We start from the raw sequence: 18,838 nt of genomic DNA, 5'->3' as shown, positions 1-18,838 counted from the left end.
TACTCCCAGATGCACTACCGCTTCTATAGCGTAAGGTCGTCACGGCCTACAATTTTGAAGTGTCCGTCGTTGATCACCAGGATGCTTCCATCCGGGTTGGTGGACTTGAAGCTGAAGGTTCCTTCGACAGTCTCGAGTGCGTCATTGAAAGCCACGTTGATGAAACCGGAGTCTGCGTCATGGGTGTAGAAAACCGATTCGTCGTTTTCTGCCAATAATTGCCAATAAACGGCACTTACCTTCTTATCTTCAATCGTGTGTTTACCGTCGGTGAGCGTGCTGAGAAAGGTGATTTCGACGCCGTGAATCATGTCGGGCAAGTGCTGCAGCACCGAGAGCGTCATACGCATTTGTCGGTCGGTCGTGTAGTAGTCCCGTGCGAAATTGATGCCTTCGGCCGTTAACGTCAGGGAAGGGGACGTTCCAATGTTGGCGCTCAGATTGCCCTGGGATGGGGTTGTATAGATTTGAGGAATGACGTGTCGAGTCAGCATGATCAGCTCCTTGGAGTAGCTCCTTGATGATCGGATAATCCGTATCACCGGCTAAACTTAGGCGCTGCCTGGCACATCGTAAACTGTGAGAGTTGACAGTTGACATGTGCCTGGCAATTAAAATGACAGCGCATTTTGTATGCGCTTATTCCTGCCCAATCGACTCCAAAAACTCCGACCGCTCGTCGCTCATCCGCGCCAGGCAATCATTCTGTTGAATCGCATACTCCTTGCTACCGTTCACCGCCGGGAAGGTGTCCACTGCACAATCGGCATCGCGCAATTTTTCCCATTTCTGCTGGGCATCCTTCAGACGAGCGGTAATGTCGGCCAGTTGCGACTTGTTGCTGCCATAGGTCGAACCCATGCGTTCCAGCAGGCCTTGATAGTTATCCTTGAGCAATTGCTCGGCGGTGGTTTTGTTATAGGTGGCGCATTCCAGGGTTTGCTTGTCGTTCTCGATGCCATCGCACGGCGTGCTGTCGGTGTCTTCGGCCGCGTGGACGCCGGTTGCGATGAGTGCCAAAGCCAGGAAAATCGATTTCATTGCGCCGTCTCATATCAGGTGATACGGAATTCTGGCTCAAGCGTCAGACAAAGAACAGTCGTCAGTCGGACGTGTCATGTAGGCCTTTGTCGCGGATTGACGCTTTCGGCAATTCCCCTGTCGTTTTTGCACCCGGTTCGTTCAGCCCCTGGGCATATGCTGGCCCCAAAGCGCCGGCAGACGATTCGGCGCACGAATCGCCAAAAAGGGGACAGCCTGATGAGCCCAGCCGAACTGCACGCCGACAGCATCGTTATCGACGGGCTGATCATTGCCAAGTGGAACCGCGACCTGTTCGAGGACATGCGCAAAGGTGGGCTGACCGCCGCCAACTGCACCGTGTCGGTGTGGGAAGGCTTCCAGGCCACGATCAATAACATCGTGGCCAGCCAGACCCTGATCCGTGAAAACAGCGATTTGGTGATCCCGGTGAAAACCACCGCCGACATCCGCAAAGCCAAGGAACAGGGCAAGACCGGCATCATCTTCGGCTTTCAGAACGCCCATGCGTTTGAAGACCAGCTCGGCTATGTGGAGATCTTCAAGCAGCTCGGCGTGGGCGTGGTGCAGATGTGCTACAACACCCAGAACCTGGTCGGCACCGGTTGCTACGAGCGTGACGGCGGCCTGTCGGGCTTTGGCCGTGAGGTTGTCGGTGAGATGAACCGCGTCGGCATCATGTGCGACCTGTCCCACGTCGGTTCCAAGACCAGCGAAGAAGTCATCCTCGAATCGAAAAAACCGGTGTGCTATTCCCACTGCCTGCCGTCCGGCCTTAAAGAACACCCGCGCAACAAGTCCGATGAAGAGCTGAAGTTCATCGCCGACCACGGCGGTTTTGTCGGTGTGACCATGTTTGCGCCGTTCCTGGCCAAAGGCATCGATTCGACCATCGACGACTACGCCGAAGCCATCGAATACACCATGAACATCGTCGGCGAGGACGCCATTGGCATCGGCACCGACTTCACCCAGGGCCATGGCCAGGATTTCTTCGAAATGCTGACCCATGACAAGGGCTACGCCCGCCGCCTGACCAGCTTCGGCAAGATCATCAACCCGCTGGGCATCCGCACCGTGGGCGAGTTCCCCAACCTCACCGAGACCCTGCTCAAGCGCGGCCACAGCGAGCGCGTGGTGCGCAAGATCATGGGTGAAAACTGGGTCAATGTCCTCAAGGACGTTTGGGGCGAATAAGCCAACCTCTCTTTTCCTCCGGCCATCTGTGCCGGGGGCATCAAAACGAATTTTTTGGAGTTAAGTTTCCATGGCCAAGATCGCCCCGCAATTGCCAATCGAAGTCGACAGTGAAACCGGTGTCTGGACCTCCGACGCCCTGCCGATGCTGTATGTGCCACGCCATTTCTTCGTCAACAATCACATGGGGATTGAAGAAGTATTGGGCGCCGACGCCTACGCCGAAATCCTCTACAAGGCCGGCTACAAATCCGCTTGGCACTGGTGTGAAAAAGAAGCTGAATGCCACGGCCTGGAAGGCGTTGCGGTGTTTGAGCACTACATGAAGCGCCTGTCGCAGCGCGGCTGGGGCCTGTTCAAGATCCAGGACATCGACCTCGACAAAGGCACCGCCAGCGTCAAGCTCGAGCACTCGGCGTTTGTCTACGTGTATGGCAAGGTCGGACGCAAGGTCGACTACATGTTCACCGGCTGGTTTGCCGGCGCCATGGACCAGATTCTGCAGGCGCGTGGCAGCAAGATCCGCACGGTGGCCGAGCAAGTCTACGGCGGCTCCGAAGAAGGCCACGACGACGGCCTATTCACCGTTAAGCCGTTGTAAGTCGAGGACCCTGCCATGGCTTTCGAAGCAATGTTCGCACCGATCCAGATCGGCAAACTGACCATCCGCAACCGCGTGCTCAGTACCGCCCACGCCGAGGTGTATGCCACCGACGGCGGCATGACCACCGACCGCTATGTGAAGTACTACGAAGAGAAAGCCAAGGGCGGGATTGGCCTGGCGATCTGCGGCGGGTCTTCCAGTGTGGCCATCGACAGCCCGCAAGGCTGGTGGAAATCGGTGAACCTGGCCGACGACCGGATCATCCCGCACTTCCAGAACCTGGCCGATGCCATGCACAAGCATGGCGCCAAGATCATGATCCAGATTACCCACATGGGCCGTCGCTCGCGCTGGGACGGCGAGCATTGGCCGACCCTGCTGTCGCCGTCGGGCATCCGTGAGCCGGTGCACCGTGCGACCTGCAAAACCATCGAGCCGGAAGAAATCTGGCGCGTGATCGGCAACTACGCCAGCGCCGCCGCGCGGGCCAAAGCCGGTGGCCTGGATGGCGTGGAGCTGTCGGCGGTGCACCAGCACATGATCGACCAGTTCTGGAGCCCACGGGTCAACAAGCGCACCGACGAATGGGGCGGCAGCTTTGAAAACCGCATGCGCTTCGGCTTGGAAGTCCTGAAGGCTGTGCGCAAGGAAGTCGGCCCGGATTTCTGCGTGGGCATCCGCCTGTGCGGCGATGAATTCCACCCGGACGGCTTGTCCCACGAGGACATGAAACAGATCGCCAAGTATTACGACAACACCGGCATGTTGGACTTTATCGGCGTGGTGGGCTCGGGTTGCGACACCCATAACACTTTGGCCAACGTGATCCCAAACATGAGTTACCCGCCGGAGCCGTTCCTGCACTTGGCAGCCGGTATCAAGGAAGTGGTCAAGTCGCCGGTGCTGCACGCGCAGAACATCAAGGACCCGAACCAGGCCACGCGCATTCTGGAAGGCGGCTACGTAGACATGGTCGGCATGACCCGTGCGCACATCGCCGACCCACACCTTATCGCCAAGATCAAGATGGGCCAGATCGACCAGATCAAGCAGTGCGTCGGCGCCAACTACTGCATCGACCGCCAGTACCAAGGGCTGGACGTGCTGTGCATCCAGAACGCCGCGACCTCGCGTGAGTACATGGGCGTGCCGCACATCATTGAGAAATCCACCGGGCCCAAACGCAAGGTCGTGGTGGTCGGTGCCGGCCCGGCCGGGATGGAAGCTGCGCGCGTCGCCGCCGAGCGTGGCCATGACGTGACGCTGTTCGAGAAGAAAGACTTTATCGGTGGGCAAATCACCACCGCCTCGAAAGCCCCACAACGTGACCAGATCGCCGGCATCACGCGCTGGTTCCAGCTGGAACTGGCACGCCTGAACGTCGACCTGCGCCTGGGCGTGGCGGCGAATGCCGAAGCGATCCTCGATCTGCGCCCGGATGTCGTGGTGCTGGCTGTCGGCGGGCATCCATTCCTGGAGCAGAACGAACACTGGGGCGCGGCGCAAGGCCTGGTGGTCAGCAGTTGGGACGTGCTCGACGGCAAAGTCGCGCCGGGCAAGAACGTGCTGGTGTACGACACCATCTGCGAGTTCACCGGCATGTCGGTGGCGGACTTTTTGGCGGACAAGGGCAGCCAGGTCGAAATCGTCACCGACGACATCAAGCCGGGCGTGGCCGTCGGCGGTACGTCGTTCCCGACCTACTACCGCAGCATGTACCCCAAGGAAGTGATCATGACCGGCGACATGATGCTGGAAAAGGTCTACCGCGAAGGCGACAAGCTGGTGGCGGTGCTGGAGAACGAATACACCGGCGCCAAAGAGGAGCGAGTGGTGGACCAGGTGGTGGTGGAAAACGGCGTGCGCCCGGACGAGGAGATCTACTACGCCCTCAAACCCGGTTCGCGCAACAAGGGCCAGATGGACATCGAAGCCCTGTTCGCGATCAAGCCACAGCCGTGCCTGAGCGAGCCGGGTGAGGGGTACTTGCTGTTCCGCATTGGTGACTGTGTGGCGCAACGTAATACCCACGCCGCCATCTATGACGCCCTGCGCCTGTGCAAGGATTTCTGACCCAACAGGAACGCGATCAATGTGGGAGCCAGCTTTTCTGTGGGAGCCGGGCTTGCCCGCGATGCAGGCAACTCGGTCTATAGGAAGACCGCGTTGATGCCATCGCAGGCAAGCCAGCTCCCACACAAGCCAGCTCTCACATTGAACCGATTCCCATGCAAGACCTGTGTGGTCTTCGGGAGCTTCACCATGTTGAACACCTTGCTGCCTGTTCTCTTGTTTGCCGCCCTGGGCCTTGCCGTCTTGGGCGCCCTGCGCCGGGCAGCCATGTGGCGCCGTGGCCGCGCCTCCAAAGTCGACCTGCTTGGCGGCCTGCTGGCCATGCCCAAGCGCTACATGGTCGACCTGCACCACGTGGTCGCCCGCGACAAATACATTGCTAACACCCACGTCGCTACCGCGCTGGGCTTTGTGCTGTCGGCGCTGTTGGCGATTCTGGTGCACGGTTTCGGCCTGCATAACCGCGTCCTCGGCTATGCCTTGCTGCTGGCCTCGGTGCTGATGTTTGTCGGCGCCACGTTCGTTTACCTGCGGCGGCGTAACCCGCCGTCACGTCTGTCGAAAGGCCCGTGGATGCGCCTGCCGAAAAGCCTGATGGCGTTCTCGGTGAGTTTCTTCCTGGTGACCTTGCCGGTGGCCGGGGTTCTGCCAGCCGACTTCGGCGGCTGGTTGCTGGCCGCCTTGTTGAGCCTGGGCGTGCTGTGGGGCGTGTCGGAAATGTTCTTCGGCATGACCTGGGGCGGCCCGATGAAACACGCCTTCGCCGGTGCCCTGCACCTGGCCTGGCACCGCCGTGCCGAACGTTTTGGTGGCGGCCGTTCCACCGGGTTGAAGCCGCTGGACTTGAGCGATAAAACCGCGCCGCTGGGCGTGGAAAAACCCAAGGATTTCACCTGGAACCAACTGCTCGGCTTCGACGCCTGCGTGCAGTGCGGCAAGTGCGAAGCCGCGTGCCCGGCGTTCGCCGCCGGCCAGCCGCTGAACCCGAAAAAGCTGATCCAGGACATGGTGGTCGGCCTGGCCGGTGGCACCGACGCCAAGTTCGCCGGCAGCCCGTATCCAGGCAAGGTTATTGGCGAACACAGCGGCAACCCGCACCAGCCGATCGTCAACGGCCTGGTGGATGCTGAAACCCTGTGGTCGTGCACCACCTGCCGCGCCTGCGTGGAAGAGTGTCCGATGATGATCGAGCACGTGGACGCCATCGTCGACATGCGCCGCTACCTCACCCTGGAAAAAGGCGCGACCCCGAACAAGGGCGCCGAAGTCCTGGAAAACCTGATCGCCACCGACAACCCTGGCGGCTTCGCACCGGGCGGTCGCCTGAACTGGGCGGCGGATTTGAACCTGCCGTTGTTCAGTGAAAAAGGCAGCGCCGATGTGTTGTTCTGGGTCGGCGACGGCGCCTTCGACATGCGCAACCAGCGTACCCTGCGCGCCTTCGTCAAAGTGCTGAAGGCGGCCAAGGTCGACTTTGCCGTACTCGGCCTTGAAGAGCGCGACAGCGGCGATGTCGCGCGCCGCCTGGGCGATGAAGCCACGTTCCAACTGCTGGCCGCGCGCAATATCCAGACGTTGGCCAAGTACAGCTTCAAGCGCATTGTCACCTGCGACCCGCACAGCTTCCACGTACTGAAAAACGAGTACGGCGCCTTCAACGGCAATTACCTGGTGCAGCATCACAGCACCTTTATGGCCGAGCTGATCGGCGACGGCGCGTTGAACCTGGGCCAGCACAAGGGCAACAGCGTGACGTATCACGACCCTTGCTACCTGGGCCGTTACAACGGCGAATACGAGGCCCCGCGCCAAGTGCTGCGCGCGCTGGGCATCGAGGTCAAGGAGATGCAACGCTCGGGCTTCCGTTCTCGCTGCTGCGGTGGCGGTGGCGGTGCGCCGATCACTGACATTCCCGGCAAGCAACGTATTCCCGATATGCGCATGGAAGACATCCGCGAAACCGGCGCCGAGCTGGTGGCTGTGGGTTGTCCACAGTGCACAGCGATGCTTGAGGGTGTGGTTGAACCGCGCCCATTGATCAAGGACATCGCCGAGTTGGTGGCCGACGCGTTGCTGGAAGACGCCGCCCCGGCCAAGACCCTGAAACGTGAACCTGCGCAGGTGCATTGATGAGCGACATTATCCGCCGCGACCCACGGGCCGAATGGATCGCCCGTAACCGCCTGCACCCGCTGCATGCGGCGATGCAGCCGGTGCAACACAGCTGGATGGGGCCAAACGGCGTCATTCGCAAAAACGTGCATGGCGTCGGTTTTATCGGCCCCAACGGCATCAAACGCATTGACCGCAGCGGCGCCCAGCAGGGCGGCGCGGCCAAACGCACAGGGGCGGTGCAAGTGCAGTTGCCGCTGCATCAGGTGCCTGCGCCGGCGTTCTACATCAACGTGGTGCCGGACATGGTCGGCGGCCGCCTGAGCAGCCACGACCGCGACTTGCTCGGTTTGGCGCGGCAACTCGCCGGCAGCGACGGCGCGGTGTTGGCCGTGGTGTTCGGCGAATACAAAGAAAGTGCGTTCGCCACGGCGGGCGTTGATCGCCTGCTGGTGTTGGAAGGCCATGAATTCGACGGTTATTCACCGGAGCAACGCGTGCAAGGCCTGCGGGCTGTGGATAACCAGTTCAACCCGCGCCATTGGCTGCTGCCGGATAGCCGCAGCGGTGGTGGCGAGTTGGGTCGGCGTTTTGCCGCGAGCCTCAAGGAGCGCCCGGCCACGCGAGTCTGGCAGATCAAGGGCGAGGCGTGTATCGGCCGCGCCGGTGCGGGCCAGGAAGATTTGGCCCGGCCATTGCCGCGCCTGATCCTGGCGGCAGTGGAATGCGCCGAACCGGTCAGCGAAACACGCCATGAAGTATTGCCCGTGGAGTTATCCACAGCCTTGGCGCGCAGCTTGCCGCGTATCGAAGACCTCGGTGCCGTGGCGGTGGACCCCGGCGCGATTCCTATGGCCGAGGCGGAGTTTATTTTCTCCGGCGGCAACGGCGTGAAGGACTGGGCCCTGTTCCATCAGACCGCCGCGGCCCTGGGCGCCACCGAAGGCGCCTCGCGGGTGGCGGTGGATGATGGCTTTATGGCGCGTGATCGCCAGGTTGGCGCCAGCGGCACCTGGGTCACGGCGCGGGTTTACGTGGCCGTGGGGATTTCCGGGGCGATCCAGCACCTGCAAGGCATCGGTGCCTGCGACAAAGTGGTGGCAATCAACCTCGACCCGGGCTGCGACATGATCAAACGTGCCGACCTGTCGGTGATCGGCGACAGCGCCGCGATACTGCAAGCCTTGATCGCTGCGGTCGAGGCCCACCGCAACGGCGCCAAGCGCGATGCGGCTTAAGGACATGACCATGACGACACATGTAATCAGCTTGGTGTCCATCGGCGCCCACCCTACTTCAGGCCGCCCACGCCGCGCCGAGCAAGATGCTCGCGCTGTCGAGCTGGGCTTGCAGATGGCTGGGGATAAGTTGCAGGTGCTGCATGCGGGCAACATTCACGAGCCTACGTTACGCAGCTACCTGGGCATGGGCTTGCCGCAGTTGCACGTGCTGGAGCAGCCGGCAGGTTCTGATGCCTTGCCGGTGCTCAGTGAATACCTGCGTGACGCCGGCGCCCAGGTGGTGCTCACCGGCAGCCAGGCGGAAACCGGCGAGGGCTCTGGCATGTTGCCGTTCCTGCTGGCCGAACAACTGGGCTGGCCGCTGATTGTCGGGCTGGCGCAGGTGGAGTCCATCGATGGCGGTGTGGCCCATGTGCTGCAAGCCTTGCCGCGCGGGCAGCGGCGGCGCTTGAAGGTGCGCTTGCCGTTTCTGGCCACGGTGGATAACGCTGCGCCCAAGCCACGGCAAAGCGCCTACGGCCCTGCGCAACGAGGCGAGCTGGCCGCCCATGAGGTCGAGATTGAGCAAGACGAGTTATTCACAGGTGCGCTGCTGCAACCCGCCAAGCCACGGCCTAAGCGCCTCAAGGTGATCAAGGCCAAGAGCGGCGCCGACCGCATGAAGGCCGCCACGGCCAAGGCCAGCGGCGGCGGTGGGCAAGTGCTCAAGGGCCTCAGCCCCGAGGCGGGCGCCGAAGCAATCCTCAAGCTGCTCATCGAAGAAGGCGTCGTGCGCTAACCCAAGGTGGGAGGAGGCCAGTGTGGAAGCTGGCTTGCCTGCATTGTGGGCAAGCCCGGCTCCCACAGAAAAGCCAGCAGCCAGACTGTTTTTGCGGCGCGCGTGCAGGTTTACCCACAATCCCTGTTGACCCGTCTGTGGATAACCTGTTCGCGGTTGTCCACAGCCCCGGTAAATCAAGCCCTGCAGCCCTCTGTACGAAAAACAACCAGGCTAACTGACGGTTTTTGCTTGGGTTTTTCCACATCTTAAGCCATCGCCCAGTTCAGACTTGCCCCCAAAGTCTGTTGGCGCTTCTGTGGATAAGATGTTCGCTATCATCTGCAGCTCATATAAATAAAGGCTTTCACTGGGTTGATCAAAATATGATCAATTGGTCTTATTTGCCGAAGAAAAACCCTGAATGGCCCGATTTGTGAAGCTTTGACGCGGTTTTCCACAGCGTTGGTAAAGTTGCCCCCAAAGTCTGTTGGTGCTTCTGTGGATAAGGTGTTTGCGTACTGCTACAGGCCACGTGAATAGAGGCTTTCAGAGACTTGGTTAATAAATGATCAGGCGTAGAAAAAATCGCAAGCTTTGAATAAGTCACGGATTTTCTTCATTTAATTTCGGGAGGAAGGTGTACTTGCCCACAATTACTGTGGGTGGCTTTGTGGATAAGTTGTTGGGCGAAGGCTGGAGGGCAGGTTATTAGGGGCCTGTAAAAGGTTTGATCGAAATTTGAACAATGGTGATAGCCAATGTGGGAGCTGGCTTGCCTGCGATGGCATCACCCCAGTGCAACTGAGGCTCCGAGGTGTCCGCATCGTAGGTAAGCCAGCTCCCACACAAGCCCCATATTGATGATCTGTGGGGTGTCAGTTATTCGTGTACGGCCACACCTTTGAGATACGGCGCCGGCGCCGCGCCCAGGTTGCTCAGCATCCGCTCGCTGTACCAATCCACAAAATTCACCACGCCAAACTCATAGGTCTTGGAGTACGGCCCTGGCTGGTAAGCGGTGGAGTTGATCCCGCGCTGGTTTTCTTCGGCCAGTCGACGGTCCTGGTCGTTGGTGGCGTCCCACACTTTGCGCATGCGCTCCACGTCATAGTCCACGCCTTCGACGGCGTCCTTGTGCACGATCCACTTGGTGGTGACCATGGTTTCCTGTGCGCTGATCGGCCACACGGTGAACACGATGATGTGATCGCCCATGCAGTGGTTCCAGGAGTGCGGCAAGTGCAGGATGCGCATCGAGCCCAGGTCCGGGTTCTTGATGCGGCCCATCAGCTTGTTGCAGCCTTGTTTGCCGTCGAGGGTCATCGACACCGTGCCCTTGAGCAGCGGCATGCGCACGATACGGTTACGCAGGCCGAAGCTGGCGTGGGCGTAAGGGATTTTTTCCGCGTCCCAGGCGGCGGCCGACGCCGCGACGTGGTCCTTGAAGGCCTGGTCGGCGCGCGGGTCGGTGACGTCGTCCCATTCCAGCAGGGTTTTCAACAGTTCCGGGTGCGACGCGTTGCAGTGGTAGCACTCGCGGTTATTTTCCAGCACCAGTTTCCAGTTGGCTTTTTCAAACAAGGTGGTCTGGATCGCCACCTTGGTGTTTTCCATGTCGTAGGGTTCCATGTAGTGGTTCAGCGTCGACAGGAAGTCATCGATGGCCGGCGGGTTCTCGGCCAGGCTGATGAAAATGTAGCCGCCGGCGGTCTTCACGTTCACGGGTTTCAAGCCGTACTGCTTCATGTCGAAGTCGGCGCCCATCTCGGTGCCGGCGAACAGCAGGCGGCCGTCCAGTTCGTAGGTCCACTGGTGGTAGTGGCAGACCAGTTTGGCAACCTTGCCCTTGTCGCTGGTGCACAAGCGCGAACCACGGTGGCGGCACACGTTGTGGAACGCATGCACCACGCCTTCGGCGCCACGGATCACGATGATCGGGTTCTTGCCCACTTGCAGGGTCAGGTAGTTGCCCTTGGTGGGGATCTCGCAGGTCATGCCGGCGATCAACCACTCTTTCTGGAAAATCTCCTGCATGTCGATGTCAAACAGCCGCTCGTCAGAGTAAAACGGCTGCGGCAGCGAAAAGGTGCGCTCGCGCTCTTGCAGCATGTGCGCGGTGGCCTTGCGTGCGGGTCCCAGCGGATCGCCCAAGCTTAAGGTTGCGGTGACGTCCATCGTGTGTGTCCTCAGGGCCATTCTGTGTGGCCGGCGAATAGTGGCTACGGTTGTTGCTGTGCAAGGCGTAAAGAAAGTGTCTTTGTTGGGAGTGAGTGTGGGCCCGGCAAAGGCCAGAACCTTGTCCATTAACGACATGGCCCACTCTGATCCCGACGCGCAACCCCCGTGATATGGGGGCTGGTCGCGATAAGTATGTGAATGTCGCAGATAGGTAAATGGGTGGTTCTCGCGTTACGCAGAATCGCCACCATAAGGCCGAATATCGGCGGTGGAGAACAGCATGTCCAACAGCTTCCTGAATCCGGTAACTACCCAGACCTGGGCCAATGGTCGGCACATCGTCCGTTGCGTCAAAGTCATCCAGGAAACCTGGGACGTGCGCACCTTCTGCTTTATGGCCGACCAGCCGATCCTGTTCTTTTTCAAGCCGGGGCAATTCGTCACCCTGGAGCTGGAAATCGATGGCCAGCCGATCATGCGTTCCTACACCATTTCCAGTTCGCCGTCGGTGCCGTACAGCTTTTCGGTGACGATCAAGCGTGTGCCGGGTGGCAAGGTCTCCAACTGGCTGCACGACACCCTGCACGAAGGGCAGGAGCTGGCGGTGCACGGGCCGGTCGGGTTGTTTAATGCCATCGACTTCAGTAACCCCAAAGTCCTCTACCTCAGCGGCGGCGTCGGCATCACGCCGGTGATGTCCATGGCGCGTTGGTATTACGACACCAACGCCAACGTCGACATGACCTTTATCCACAGCGCGCGCTCGCCCAAAGACATCATTTACCACCGTGAGCTGGAACACATGGCGTCGCGGATCGACAACTTCAGCCTGCACCTGATCTGCGAGAAGCACGGCCTGGGCGAGCCCTGGGCCGGTTATCGCGGCTACCTGAACCACAAGATGCTCGAACTGATGGTGCCGGACTTCCTCGAGCGCGAAGTGTTTTGCTGCGGCCCTACGCCGTACATGAACGCGGTGAAGCGCCTGCTGGAAGTGGCGGGCTTCGACATGGCGCGTTACCACGAGGAATCCTTCGGCGCCACGCCTCCCGAGGCGCGTGCCGACGCGGTGGAACAGGCCGAGCAAGCCGCCGACGCCCCGGAAATCGACTTGGCGGATTTGCATCAGGTGGAGTTCATTGCCTCGGGCAAAAGCATCCGTGTGGCCCCGGGCGAAACCGTCCACGCTGCTGCCGCCAAGCTTGGCCTGCTGATCCCCAAGGCCTGCGGCATGGGCATTTGCGGTACGTGCAAGGTGATGAAGCTGGGCGGGGAGGTCGAGATGGAGCACAACGGCGGTATCACCGAAGAAGACGAGGCCGAGGGTTACATCCTGTCGTGCTGCAGCGTGCCGAAGGGTGATGTGCGTATCGAGTTCTGAAAGATCGTTGAAAGATCGTTCCCACGCGGAGCGTGGGAACGATCATCAGTACCACTGTTGTATGTCTATTAAACCCTCACTTCCTGCGTAATTACGGGCGCTGGAATATCGCCAGTGCTCGGCCAAGTCCACATATCCTCGCTTTACTGGGTTGCAATGGATGTAATCAAGTTTTTGGCGCATCACTGTCTCGCTGTACACCAATTCGGCATGTGAGCCTTCCTGCCAAAGCTGATAAACCCGATCTGCCTTGTGTGCTCGTTTGCTGAAGCGCAGGCGTTGTAACACCCGCTCGGCACCTTTGCTTTGCAGGTCATCAATGATGGTACGAGCGGTGAAGGATTTGAATTGACTGACGCACTTGCGCAGGTCCGGCGCTTGGGCGACGAAGTGCAGGTGGTTTTCGAGAATGACGTAGCCAAATAGGCTTAGCGCATGGTGCTTTTGCTGATATCGCCAACAATCCAAGAGATGGCCCACGAGGTAGTCGCGGGTAAACAGCGGTAGCCACTCCATGACAGTGCACGTTAGGAAGTGCGGTTTTTCGGGTTCGGTGATGACGTAGCGGCTTCTACCCATCTATTCGTCCTTGAATGGAGGTGTGGCGTGGACGCGGAGCGTCCCAGGAGGCATTCCCACGCGGAGCGTGGGAACGATCACTACGATGCGACGCGCTCCTTAGTCGTTAGCGGGTGTAGATCTGGATGGAGAACTGATCGCCGGAAGCTGTCAATTCGAAGGCTTTTTCATAGATGGTCAGGGTTCTCGAAGGCTCCCTGATGGTGTCACCGACGTTTGCCAGTTTCCTGAACTCGTCCCAACTTACGAACGTGTCGTTCAGGCTGCCGTCTTGTCGTGCGTTCATGGCGTAGCATTGAGCTTCCATGGTCTAACCCTCTGCTGGATTTCCGTTTCCGGCCGATTATTCGGCAGGCAGTTGTTCCCGAAAGGTGGCCGCTGCAGCGGCCTTTTCCTTCCGAGTTCCAGTAGGCTAGTCGATGAAAATAGGGTTAGATCCTGTCGGAAACACCAAATAACAGTCTCGGCAATCCGCCAGTATTCGTCACGCCTAGGCGCCCATCACTTTCCTAATATCCGCAGCTAATTCTCTTACGCGTTCTTCCTCGGTATCCCACGCACACATGAAGCGCGCGCCGCCTTTGCCGATGAAGGTGTAGAAACGCCAGCCCTTGGCCGTCAGCGCCTCGATGGCCGCTTCAGAGAGCTGTAGGAACACGCCATTGGCCTGTACCGGGAACATTAATTCCACGCCGGGAATATCCGCCACCAGGCTGCTGAGCAGTTGTGCGCAATGGTTGGCGTGGCGTGCGTGTTTGAGCCAGGCGTCGTTTTCCAGCAAGCCCACCCACGGCGCCGAGAGAAAGCGCATTTTCGACGCCAACTGGCCGGCCTGTTTACAGCGGTAGTCGAAGTCTTCGGCCAGTTTGTGGTTGAAGAACAGGATGGCTTCACCCACCGCCATGCCGTTTTTCGTACCGCCGAAGCACAGCACGTCCACGCCGGCTTTCCAGGTCAGGTCGGCTGGGGAGCAGCCGAGGAACGCGCAGGCGTTGGAGAAGCGCGCGCCGTCCATGTGCAGGTTTAGCCCCAGTTCTTTGCAGGTGACGCTGATCGCGCGGATGTCTTCTGGGGTGTACACGCTGCCGACTTCGGTGGCTTGGGTCAGGGTGACCACGCGTGGTTTGGGGTAGTGGATATCCTGGCGCTTGAGGGCGATCTCGCGGATCGACTCCGGGGTCAGCTTGCCGTTTTCGGTGCGCGCGGTGAGCAGCTTGGAACCGTTGGAGAAGAACTCCGGTGCGCCACATTCGTCGGTTTCGACGTGGGCGGTTTCCGAGCAAATCACGCTATGGTAGCTCTGGCACAGCGAGGACAATGCCAAGGAGTTGGCGGCGGTGCCGTTGAAGGCGAAGAACACTTCGCAGTCGGTTTCGAACAGGTTACGGAAACCGTCGGCGGCGCGGTGGGTCCATTCATCATCGCCGTAGGCGCGTTGATGGCCTTGGTTGGCGAGTTCCATGGCGGCCCAGGCTTCCGGGCAGATGCCGGAATAATTGTCGCTGGCGAATTGTTGGCTCTTGTCGGTCATGGCCCATTCCTGTGGTCGATGTTGGTGCGCACTGTACCCAAGATTGTCTGAGGTGCGCACGCACTGTAAATGCAAAGTCACTGGGGAATTATGCACGGTACACAAACGTTGCCTGTCGGACGCGTCCGCGATGGCGCCCTGGATTTGCTCAAGTGGCTGGCACTGCTGAGCATGGTGCTCGACCATTTGCGTTATGTCGGTTTGAACCTGGATGGCCTGTATGTACCCGGCCGCCTGGCGTTTCCCTGGTTTTGCCTGGCGATTGCGGCCAATTTGCACCGAGTCAGGCATGCGCCCGTAACCGGCCAATGGCGATACCTGGGCTGGCTGCTGCTGTTCAGTGTGATCAGCGAAGTGCCCTATCGAATGTTTATCGATGATGCCGATACGTTGAACGTATTACCGACCTTGGCGCTGGGCTTGCTGGTTGCCCGAGGATGGCAGCATAAAGCGCTTTTTGATCGAGGATTGGCGCTGATCGCCCTCATGATCGCCGGTGTGTTTTCCACGCACCTGATGTTCGGTTTCTTCGGTGTCTTGCTGCCGCTGGCGATGCTGCTGGTGTTCAGCCGCCGATGGTATTTCAGCGTGTTGCCGGGTTTGGTCTGTGTGGCTGCCAACCAATGGCAGATTCTGCTCAATAGCGGCACGCTGGTCGCGATACTTGGGCTGGCGGCTTGCCTGCTCGCGCCGTTGGCGGGATTGCTGCTTTTGCGATACGCCAAACACGCCTCTGCACCCGCCATGCACCGCTGGGCCTATGCGCTGTACCCGCTGCATTTTTTACTGCTGTTGTTGGTGCGCAAAGCCATTGGCTGAGCACGCGTGAAGCCAGCGAGGAGGAAACGGGTGAGCCGCGTAAAACTCGCGCATTTTTTGTACGTCGCGTTCGAACCAGTCCCGTAGCCATTGGCAATATTGCAGTGAGATAGCCTGCCTATGCGCTGGGGTGGCATGTTCATCGACAATGCAGCGCGCGGCCATCATTCCCGACATCAAGGCCTTGAGTACCCCGTGAGAAGCCCCCGGGTCCAGCACGGCAGCCGCGTCGCCTATGATGAAGTAGCCATTACCGGCCGCTTGTTCGCAGATTCTCCAGGTGACATCGGCACCCTGGATCGCGCCCTCGCACACCAGTTGTTCAAAACAACCCGGTACCGCTGACGCCTTGGGGGCTTTATCTTGCGCAAAGTGCAGTCGTGTCCAGTGATAAAGCCCTTGGCCTATGTGAGCCGTCCAGTACCAGCCTGATCGGTCAGCGAAGATACCAAGAGCGCGCTCGTCGACCGTTCCGCGCTTATAGCCATACAGGGCCGTCAGTGCGGGTGAGTAGCGACGTGTTGCCAGCCCCAGTTGGCGTGCCAGCCAGCCATGAGCACCGCTGGCATTGATAAGGTGCCTGCAAAACAATTGCTCAGTCTGGGTACGAATACCAACAACGCGATCGTTTTCCACCAACAACTGCTTTGCCTGGCAGGGTTGCAGGGCATGCACGCCCAATGCGATCGCTCTGTCCAACAGCAACTCATCCAGCGTAGCCCTTGGAATCTGAAACCCTCGCCACGGGCCATTTGCGTCTTCCCCGAAGGGCACAAAGCGCCGGTCTTTATCCCACTTCACCCAGGCACCCTCAGGGCGGATGAAGGTATCACCGCCCACTTTTTCAGCCACACCCAACTGCTGGAGCAGCGGTTCTATGCCCGGGTGCAATGTTTCACCTGGGCGATGGCGGGGAAACAACAGGCGCTCAACAAGGGCTACTTTCAGGCCCTGTTGAGCGCAAGAAATAGCGGCCGAACAACCCGCCGGGCCGGCGCCTAGGATGATGACGTCATATGTGTTCATTGAGTCTGGCCTGGATCTCTCTAAACGCGTTGCCAAGGTTTAATACCTTGCTGGCGCAAGATAACGTTCGGCCATACGAAGTAAGTAAAACTCTCGGTCAGTTTGAGACGTACTTGGTCGAACGCCGGTGATTGTGCAGGGAGAAAGCGGAACAGTTCAAGCCGATAACCTGGGCCATATGACGTCGCTGGCAAGTCTGTGTTTGCCGTGACTACTGCGTAGTCGACAGGCATTGCAGGGTTGAACGAGTCGATAAACCAATCCCTTGCGGTGCTTCCCAATGAACGTCTGACTCGCCGCCAGGCATCAACGCGACGTTGATATTCCTGTGAATCGACTTTACCCGTCAGCGCCAGTGAGAACGTCGCGTTTAGCGCGTTTTCCACGTAATCGGTGTAGTGGTAAGTCTCGTAGGCCCTATGTGTCGCGCCATTGGAGATATAGCTTTTCGCAGCGGGTACGCCATCCCAGGGTAATCCGGTTTTCTTGCCGATTTCCTGATCCAACATCGGCTTGACGGTCGGCCCGGCTCTGCCTCCCGGTTCATAGGATTGCGCTGAGTCCGGCGCAACGGCGGGCCAGAAGGAACTCAGGGCTGCGCAAAGTTTGGCATCTTCGGGAAATGGGCTACCCAGTCTGTAAGAGGCCAGGTGCGTAACGTCGTCCAATTCAGAGATGCCAACGTCCCATCCAGGTGCGAATACCCCGGCTCCTGCATCAGTCAGATGCGAGGCACACTTTGCTGATGCGACATTCGGTGTCAGGGGTGTAGCAGGGGCGGGCGAGGTATTAAGCTGGGCGACAATTGCAGTCATGCTGACGTCGGTGCTGGAAAAAGACTCCGGGAAAGACTGGATATTGGCCGCGAAACGAGAGTCGGACAGGCACCTCGGTCGTACGGAAAAGACCGTGAACTGAGAGGCTGCATCCATGCTTTCAAGCCATTCCAGCAGGTGCCGCTGGTCGCACAAAGGGTAAAAGTCAGGTGCGCAGATCAGCGAATACGCGGCCACACGTTGTGGAATCGCGGGGTCCAGCGCCGCGCAATGGGCTTTAATCCCGCCATCGCCAGTGAAGTCCAGATAGTGCAGGGCCTTGAAATTGCCCTTCCTCAATTCGCCAAGCATGTCTGGCCGCCGATTCAGATTGATCACGTTCCCCGTGTCATCGACTTTATGACGAATGTGCACAAATTCCGGCGCATTCCCGTCAATTGCCAAGCTGGAAATCAGAATTCCAGGATTGGCAGGCACATTGAACGTCAACGGTTTGCCCAGGTATTGGGCAGCCTCCGTCAGGCGTTTATGGGGTATGGCAGACATGAGTCCGGGGCCATACGCTTGTTCAGGGAGCCAGTCTGCGAGACCTTCAGTCATGACGAAGGGCGGTTGGCTGATATCGGGTTCGCCCCAGCCCGAACCCGCCCCTAATTCCAAGTGTATGCGGCGTAACTTCTCGTTTTTATGCTGCGCCTGGAGGTTAACCGCCAGCGTCATGCCGGCGATGCACTCGTTGCCGCTGAACAGTTTATGCAGTGGCACCCAGAAATCATTGGCTGCGTCATTTGCCCCAAAACGCATGGGGCCGAAACTGGCGCGGTCGCCTTTAAGCTGCACCGCAACATAAGCACTGTAGCGCGCCGGCAAGACGCGAATAGCGTGGTTTTCCCCTTCTACAAAAGGCAGGAAACCCCTGCTTTTTTCATCGTACAGCGGGGCCGCAGTACCGACTCGTGTTATGCCGGTGCGGGAAAAACACAGATCGGCATGCGCCTTATGCACAGTGTCCGGTGCTGTGCGGTATTCGAGTGCGAAAACCACCACCGCCATGGGCCTGCCATTGGCGCGCGCCTGCAACTGCGCAAGGCTGGGCGCCTGTCTGGCATAAACATAGTTGAGGACGGTTTCAAGTTCTGCCGGCGTGGGGTACGCCTGGAGCGGGTTGCCCCTGGCATCGGTTGTCACGTTGGCATTTGCCAGTGCGTGGTACAGCAGGCTATGTGCGGGTTTGCCAGGCTCAATACCGCGGGTTCCGGCCAAGGCAAAGTCTTCAAAACCTGGAAGTGTTCGGTTTGGGGTCAGCGTTTTACCCAGTTCGGCTTCAAGGCTGGGCGCCAGGATGTCGAGACCATGGCCAAGCAACAAATTTTGCCAGCCATGGGGCGCCAGGCGTTTGCAGATATCAATAACTTGGTTAAGTAGAGCCATGTTGGCATTCCTCGACGTAGCAGGGCGTTCAATCTTTTCGATTGAACCGTGAACGCGTCGAATGCATGAACTGGCGCTTTTGATTGGCA

Annotated in this window: 16 protein-coding genes; 8 read left to right on the top strand and 8 right to left on the bottom strand. The window is 59.2% G+C overall.

Annotated features, from left to right (window positions below; genetic code table 11):
- Positions 1-23: 23 nt before the first annotated feature.
- Both ACI77I_RS00420 and ACI77I_RS00415 read right to left on the bottom strand, forming a co-directional pair.
- Positions 24-494: a hypothetical protein gene (locus tag ACI77I_RS00420; RefSeq protein WP_094949530.1), complete on the bottom strand. Its 471-nt coding sequence runs from the start codon at positions 492-494 to the stop codon at positions 24-26.
- Between the two features lie 145 nt (positions 495-639).
- Complete coding sequence (locus tag ACI77I_RS00415; RefSeq protein WP_094949529.1) at positions 640-1,041, bottom strand: lysozyme inhibitor LprI family protein; 402 nt, start codon at positions 1,039-1,041, stop codon at positions 640-642.
- Between the two features lie 219 nt (positions 1,042-1,260).
- Here ACI77I_RS00415 and ACI77I_RS00410 point away from each other — a divergent pair, with 219 nt between their 5' ends.
- The 6 genes from ACI77I_RS00410 to ACI77I_RS00385 all read left to right on the top strand — a co-directional run bounded on the left by ACI77I_RS00410 (position 1,261) and on the right by ACI77I_RS00385 (position 9,046).
- Positions 1,261-2,238: a dipeptidase gene (locus ACI77I_RS00410; protein ID WP_016972866.1), complete on the top strand. Its 978-nt coding sequence runs from the start codon at positions 1,261-1,263 to the stop codon at positions 2,236-2,238.
- A 70-nt stretch (positions 2,239-2,308) separates the two neighbouring features.
- Complete coding sequence (locus ACI77I_RS00405; RefSeq protein WP_008033249.1) at positions 2,309-2,839, top strand: DUF5943 domain-containing protein; 531 nt, start codon at positions 2,309-2,311, stop codon at positions 2,837-2,839.
- Positions 2,840-2,854: 15 nt separating this feature from the next.
- Complete coding sequence (gene dgcA / locus ACI77I_RS00400) at positions 2,855-4,915, top strand: dimethylglycine demethylation protein DgcA (RefSeq protein WP_406996779.1); 2,061 nt, start codon at positions 2,855-2,857, stop codon at positions 4,913-4,915.
- A 189-nt stretch (positions 4,916-5,104) separates the two neighbouring features.
- Complete coding sequence (dgcB, locus tag ACI77I_RS00395; RefSeq protein ID WP_263274108.1) at positions 5,105-7,045, top strand: dimethylglycine demethylation protein DgcB; 1,941 nt, start codon at positions 5,105-5,107, stop codon at positions 7,043-7,045.
- The gene (locus tag ACI77I_RS00390) at positions 7,045-8,265 is read left to right on the top strand and encodes an electron transfer flavoprotein subunit alpha/FixB family protein (RefSeq protein WP_406996778.1); all 1,221 of its coding nucleotides are present in this window, start codon (positions 7,045-7,047) and stop codon (positions 8,263-8,265) included. The genes dgcB and ACI77I_RS00390 overlap by 1 nt, the downstream gene beginning before the upstream one ends.
- Positions 8,266-8,275: 10 nt before the next feature.
- Positions 8,276-9,046, top strand: coding sequence for an electron transfer flavoprotein subunit beta (locus ACI77I_RS00385; protein ID WP_094949525.1), 771 nt, complete (start codon positions 8,276-8,278; stop codon positions 9,044-9,046).
- Between the two features lie 861 nt (positions 9,047-9,907).
- On the opposite strand, the gene gbcA is transcribed toward ACI77I_RS00385, so the two are convergent.
- Positions 9,908-11,203, bottom strand: a complete 1,296-nt coding sequence (gbcA, locus tag ACI77I_RS00380) for a glycine-betaine demethylase subunit GbcA (RefSeq protein WP_406996777.1) — start codon at positions 11,201-11,203, stop codon at positions 9,908-9,910.
- 283 nt (positions 11,204-11,486) lie between these two features.
- Between gbcA and gbcB the strand changes: the two genes are divergently transcribed.
- On the top strand, positions 11,487-12,587 hold the full coding sequence (gene gbcB, locus ACI77I_RS00375; RefSeq protein WP_094949523.1) for a glycine-betaine demethylase subunit GbcB: 1,101 nt from the start codon (positions 11,487-11,489) through the stop codon (positions 12,585-12,587).
- 45 nt (positions 12,588-12,632) lie between these two features.
- Here gbcB and ACI77I_RS00370 read toward each other — a convergent pair whose 3' ends face one another.
- The 3 genes from ACI77I_RS00370 to ACI77I_RS00360 form a co-directional block, all read right to left on the bottom strand.
- Positions 12,633-13,166: an REP-associated tyrosine transposase gene (locus tag ACI77I_RS00370; protein WP_094949522.1), complete on the bottom strand. Its 534-nt coding sequence runs from the start codon at positions 13,164-13,166 to the stop codon at positions 12,633-12,635.
- 106 nt (positions 13,167-13,272) lie between these two features.
- Positions 13,273-13,452, bottom strand: a complete 180-nt coding sequence (locus ACI77I_RS00365; RefSeq protein WP_242153129.1) for a hypothetical protein — start codon at positions 13,450-13,452, stop codon at positions 13,273-13,275.
- Positions 13,453-13,656: 204 nt separating this feature from the next.
- Positions 13,657-14,697 (bottom strand): low specificity L-threonine aldolase, encoded by a 1,041-nt coding sequence (locus ACI77I_RS00360; protein WP_406996776.1) that lies wholly within the window; start codon positions 14,695-14,697, stop codon positions 13,657-13,659.
- 90 nt (positions 14,698-14,787) lie between these two features.
- On the opposite strand from ACI77I_RS00360, the gene ACI77I_RS00355 reads away from it, so the two are divergent.
- On the top strand, positions 14,788-15,516 hold the full coding sequence (locus tag ACI77I_RS00355; RefSeq protein ID WP_406996775.1) for a TraX family protein: 729 nt from the start codon (positions 14,788-14,790) through the stop codon (positions 15,514-15,516).
- Here the strand turns inward: ACI77I_RS00355 and ACI77I_RS00350 are convergent.
- Both ACI77I_RS00350 and ACI77I_RS00345 read right to left on the bottom strand, forming a co-directional pair.
- Complete coding sequence (locus ACI77I_RS00350) at positions 15,481-16,542, bottom strand: NAD(P)/FAD-dependent oxidoreductase (protein ID WP_406996774.1); 1,062 nt, start codon at positions 16,540-16,542, stop codon at positions 15,481-15,483. The two genes, ACI77I_RS00355 and ACI77I_RS00350, sit on opposite strands and share 36 nt — an antisense overlap.
- A gap of 20 nt (positions 16,543-16,562) precedes the next feature.
- Positions 16,563-18,749, bottom strand: a complete 2,187-nt coding sequence (locus ACI77I_RS00345) for a hypothetical protein (RefSeq protein ID WP_406996773.1) — start codon at positions 18,747-18,749, stop codon at positions 16,563-16,565.
- Positions 18,750-18,838: the final 89 nt, after the last annotated feature.

It is taken from the genome of Pseudomonas sp. D47, from assembly GCF_045447305.1.
In the GTDB taxonomy this organism is placed as follows: domain Bacteria; phylum Pseudomonadota; class Gammaproteobacteria; order Pseudomonadales; family Pseudomonadaceae; genus Aquipseudomonas.
Note: the sequence above shows the minus strand (reverse complement) of the source record. Positions and strands in the feature narration are given on the sequence as shown.

Excerpts from the sequence above, each read along its gene's own strand:
- ACI77I_RS00420 (WP_094949530.1), bottom strand. The coding sequence starts at position 494 with ATGCTGACTCGACACGTCATTCCTCAAATCTATACAACCCCATCCCAG.
- ACI77I_RS00415 (WP_094949529.1), bottom strand. The coding sequence starts at position 1,041 with ATGAAATCGATTTTCCTGGCTTTGGCACTCATCGCAACCGGCGTCCAC.
- ACI77I_RS00410 (WP_016972866.1), top strand. The coding sequence starts at position 1,261 with ATGAGCCCAGCCGAACTGCACGCCGACAGCATCGTTATCGACGGGCTG.
- ACI77I_RS00405 (WP_008033249.1), top strand. The coding sequence starts at position 2,309 with ATGGCCAAGATCGCCCCGCAATTGCCAATCGAAGTCGACAGTGAAACC.
- dgcA (WP_406996779.1), top strand. The coding sequence starts at position 2,855 with ATGGCTTTCGAAGCAATGTTCGCACCGATCCAGATCGGCAAACTGACC.
- dgcB (WP_263274108.1), top strand. The coding sequence starts at position 5,105 with ATGTTGAACACCTTGCTGCCTGTTCTCTTGTTTGCCGCCCTGGGCCTT.
- ACI77I_RS00390 (WP_406996778.1), top strand. The coding sequence starts at position 7,045 with ATGAGCGACATTATCCGCCGCGACCCACGGGCCGAATGGATCGCCCGT.
- ACI77I_RS00385 (WP_094949525.1), top strand. The coding sequence starts at position 8,276 with ATGACGACACATGTAATCAGCTTGGTGTCCATCGGCGCCCACCCTACT.
- gbcA (WP_406996777.1), bottom strand. The coding sequence starts at position 11,203 with ATGGACGTCACCGCAACCTTAAGCTTGGGCGATCCGCTGGGACCCGCA.
- gbcB (WP_094949523.1), top strand. The coding sequence starts at position 11,487 with ATGTCCAACAGCTTCCTGAATCCGGTAACTACCCAGACCTGGGCCAAT.
- ACI77I_RS00370 (WP_094949522.1), bottom strand. The coding sequence starts at position 13,166 with ATGGGTAGAAGCCGCTACGTCATCACCGAACCCGAAAAACCGCACTTC.
- ACI77I_RS00365 (WP_242153129.1), bottom strand. The coding sequence starts at position 13,452 with ATGAACGCACGACAAGACGGCAGCCTGAACGACACGTTCGTAAGTTGG.
- ACI77I_RS00360 (WP_406996776.1), bottom strand. The coding sequence starts at position 14,697 with ATGACCGACAAGAGCCAACAATTCGCCAGCGACAATTATTCCGGCATC.
- ACI77I_RS00355 (WP_406996775.1), top strand. The coding sequence starts at position 14,788 with ATGCACGGTACACAAACGTTGCCTGTCGGACGCGTCCGCGATGGCGCC.
- ACI77I_RS00350 (WP_406996774.1), bottom strand. The coding sequence starts at position 16,542 with ATGAACACATATGACGTCATCATCCTAGGCGCCGGCCCGGCGGGTTGT.
- ACI77I_RS00345 (WP_406996773.1), bottom strand. The coding sequence starts at position 18,749 with ATGGCTCTACTTAACCAAGTTATTGATATCTGCAAACGCCTGGCGCCC.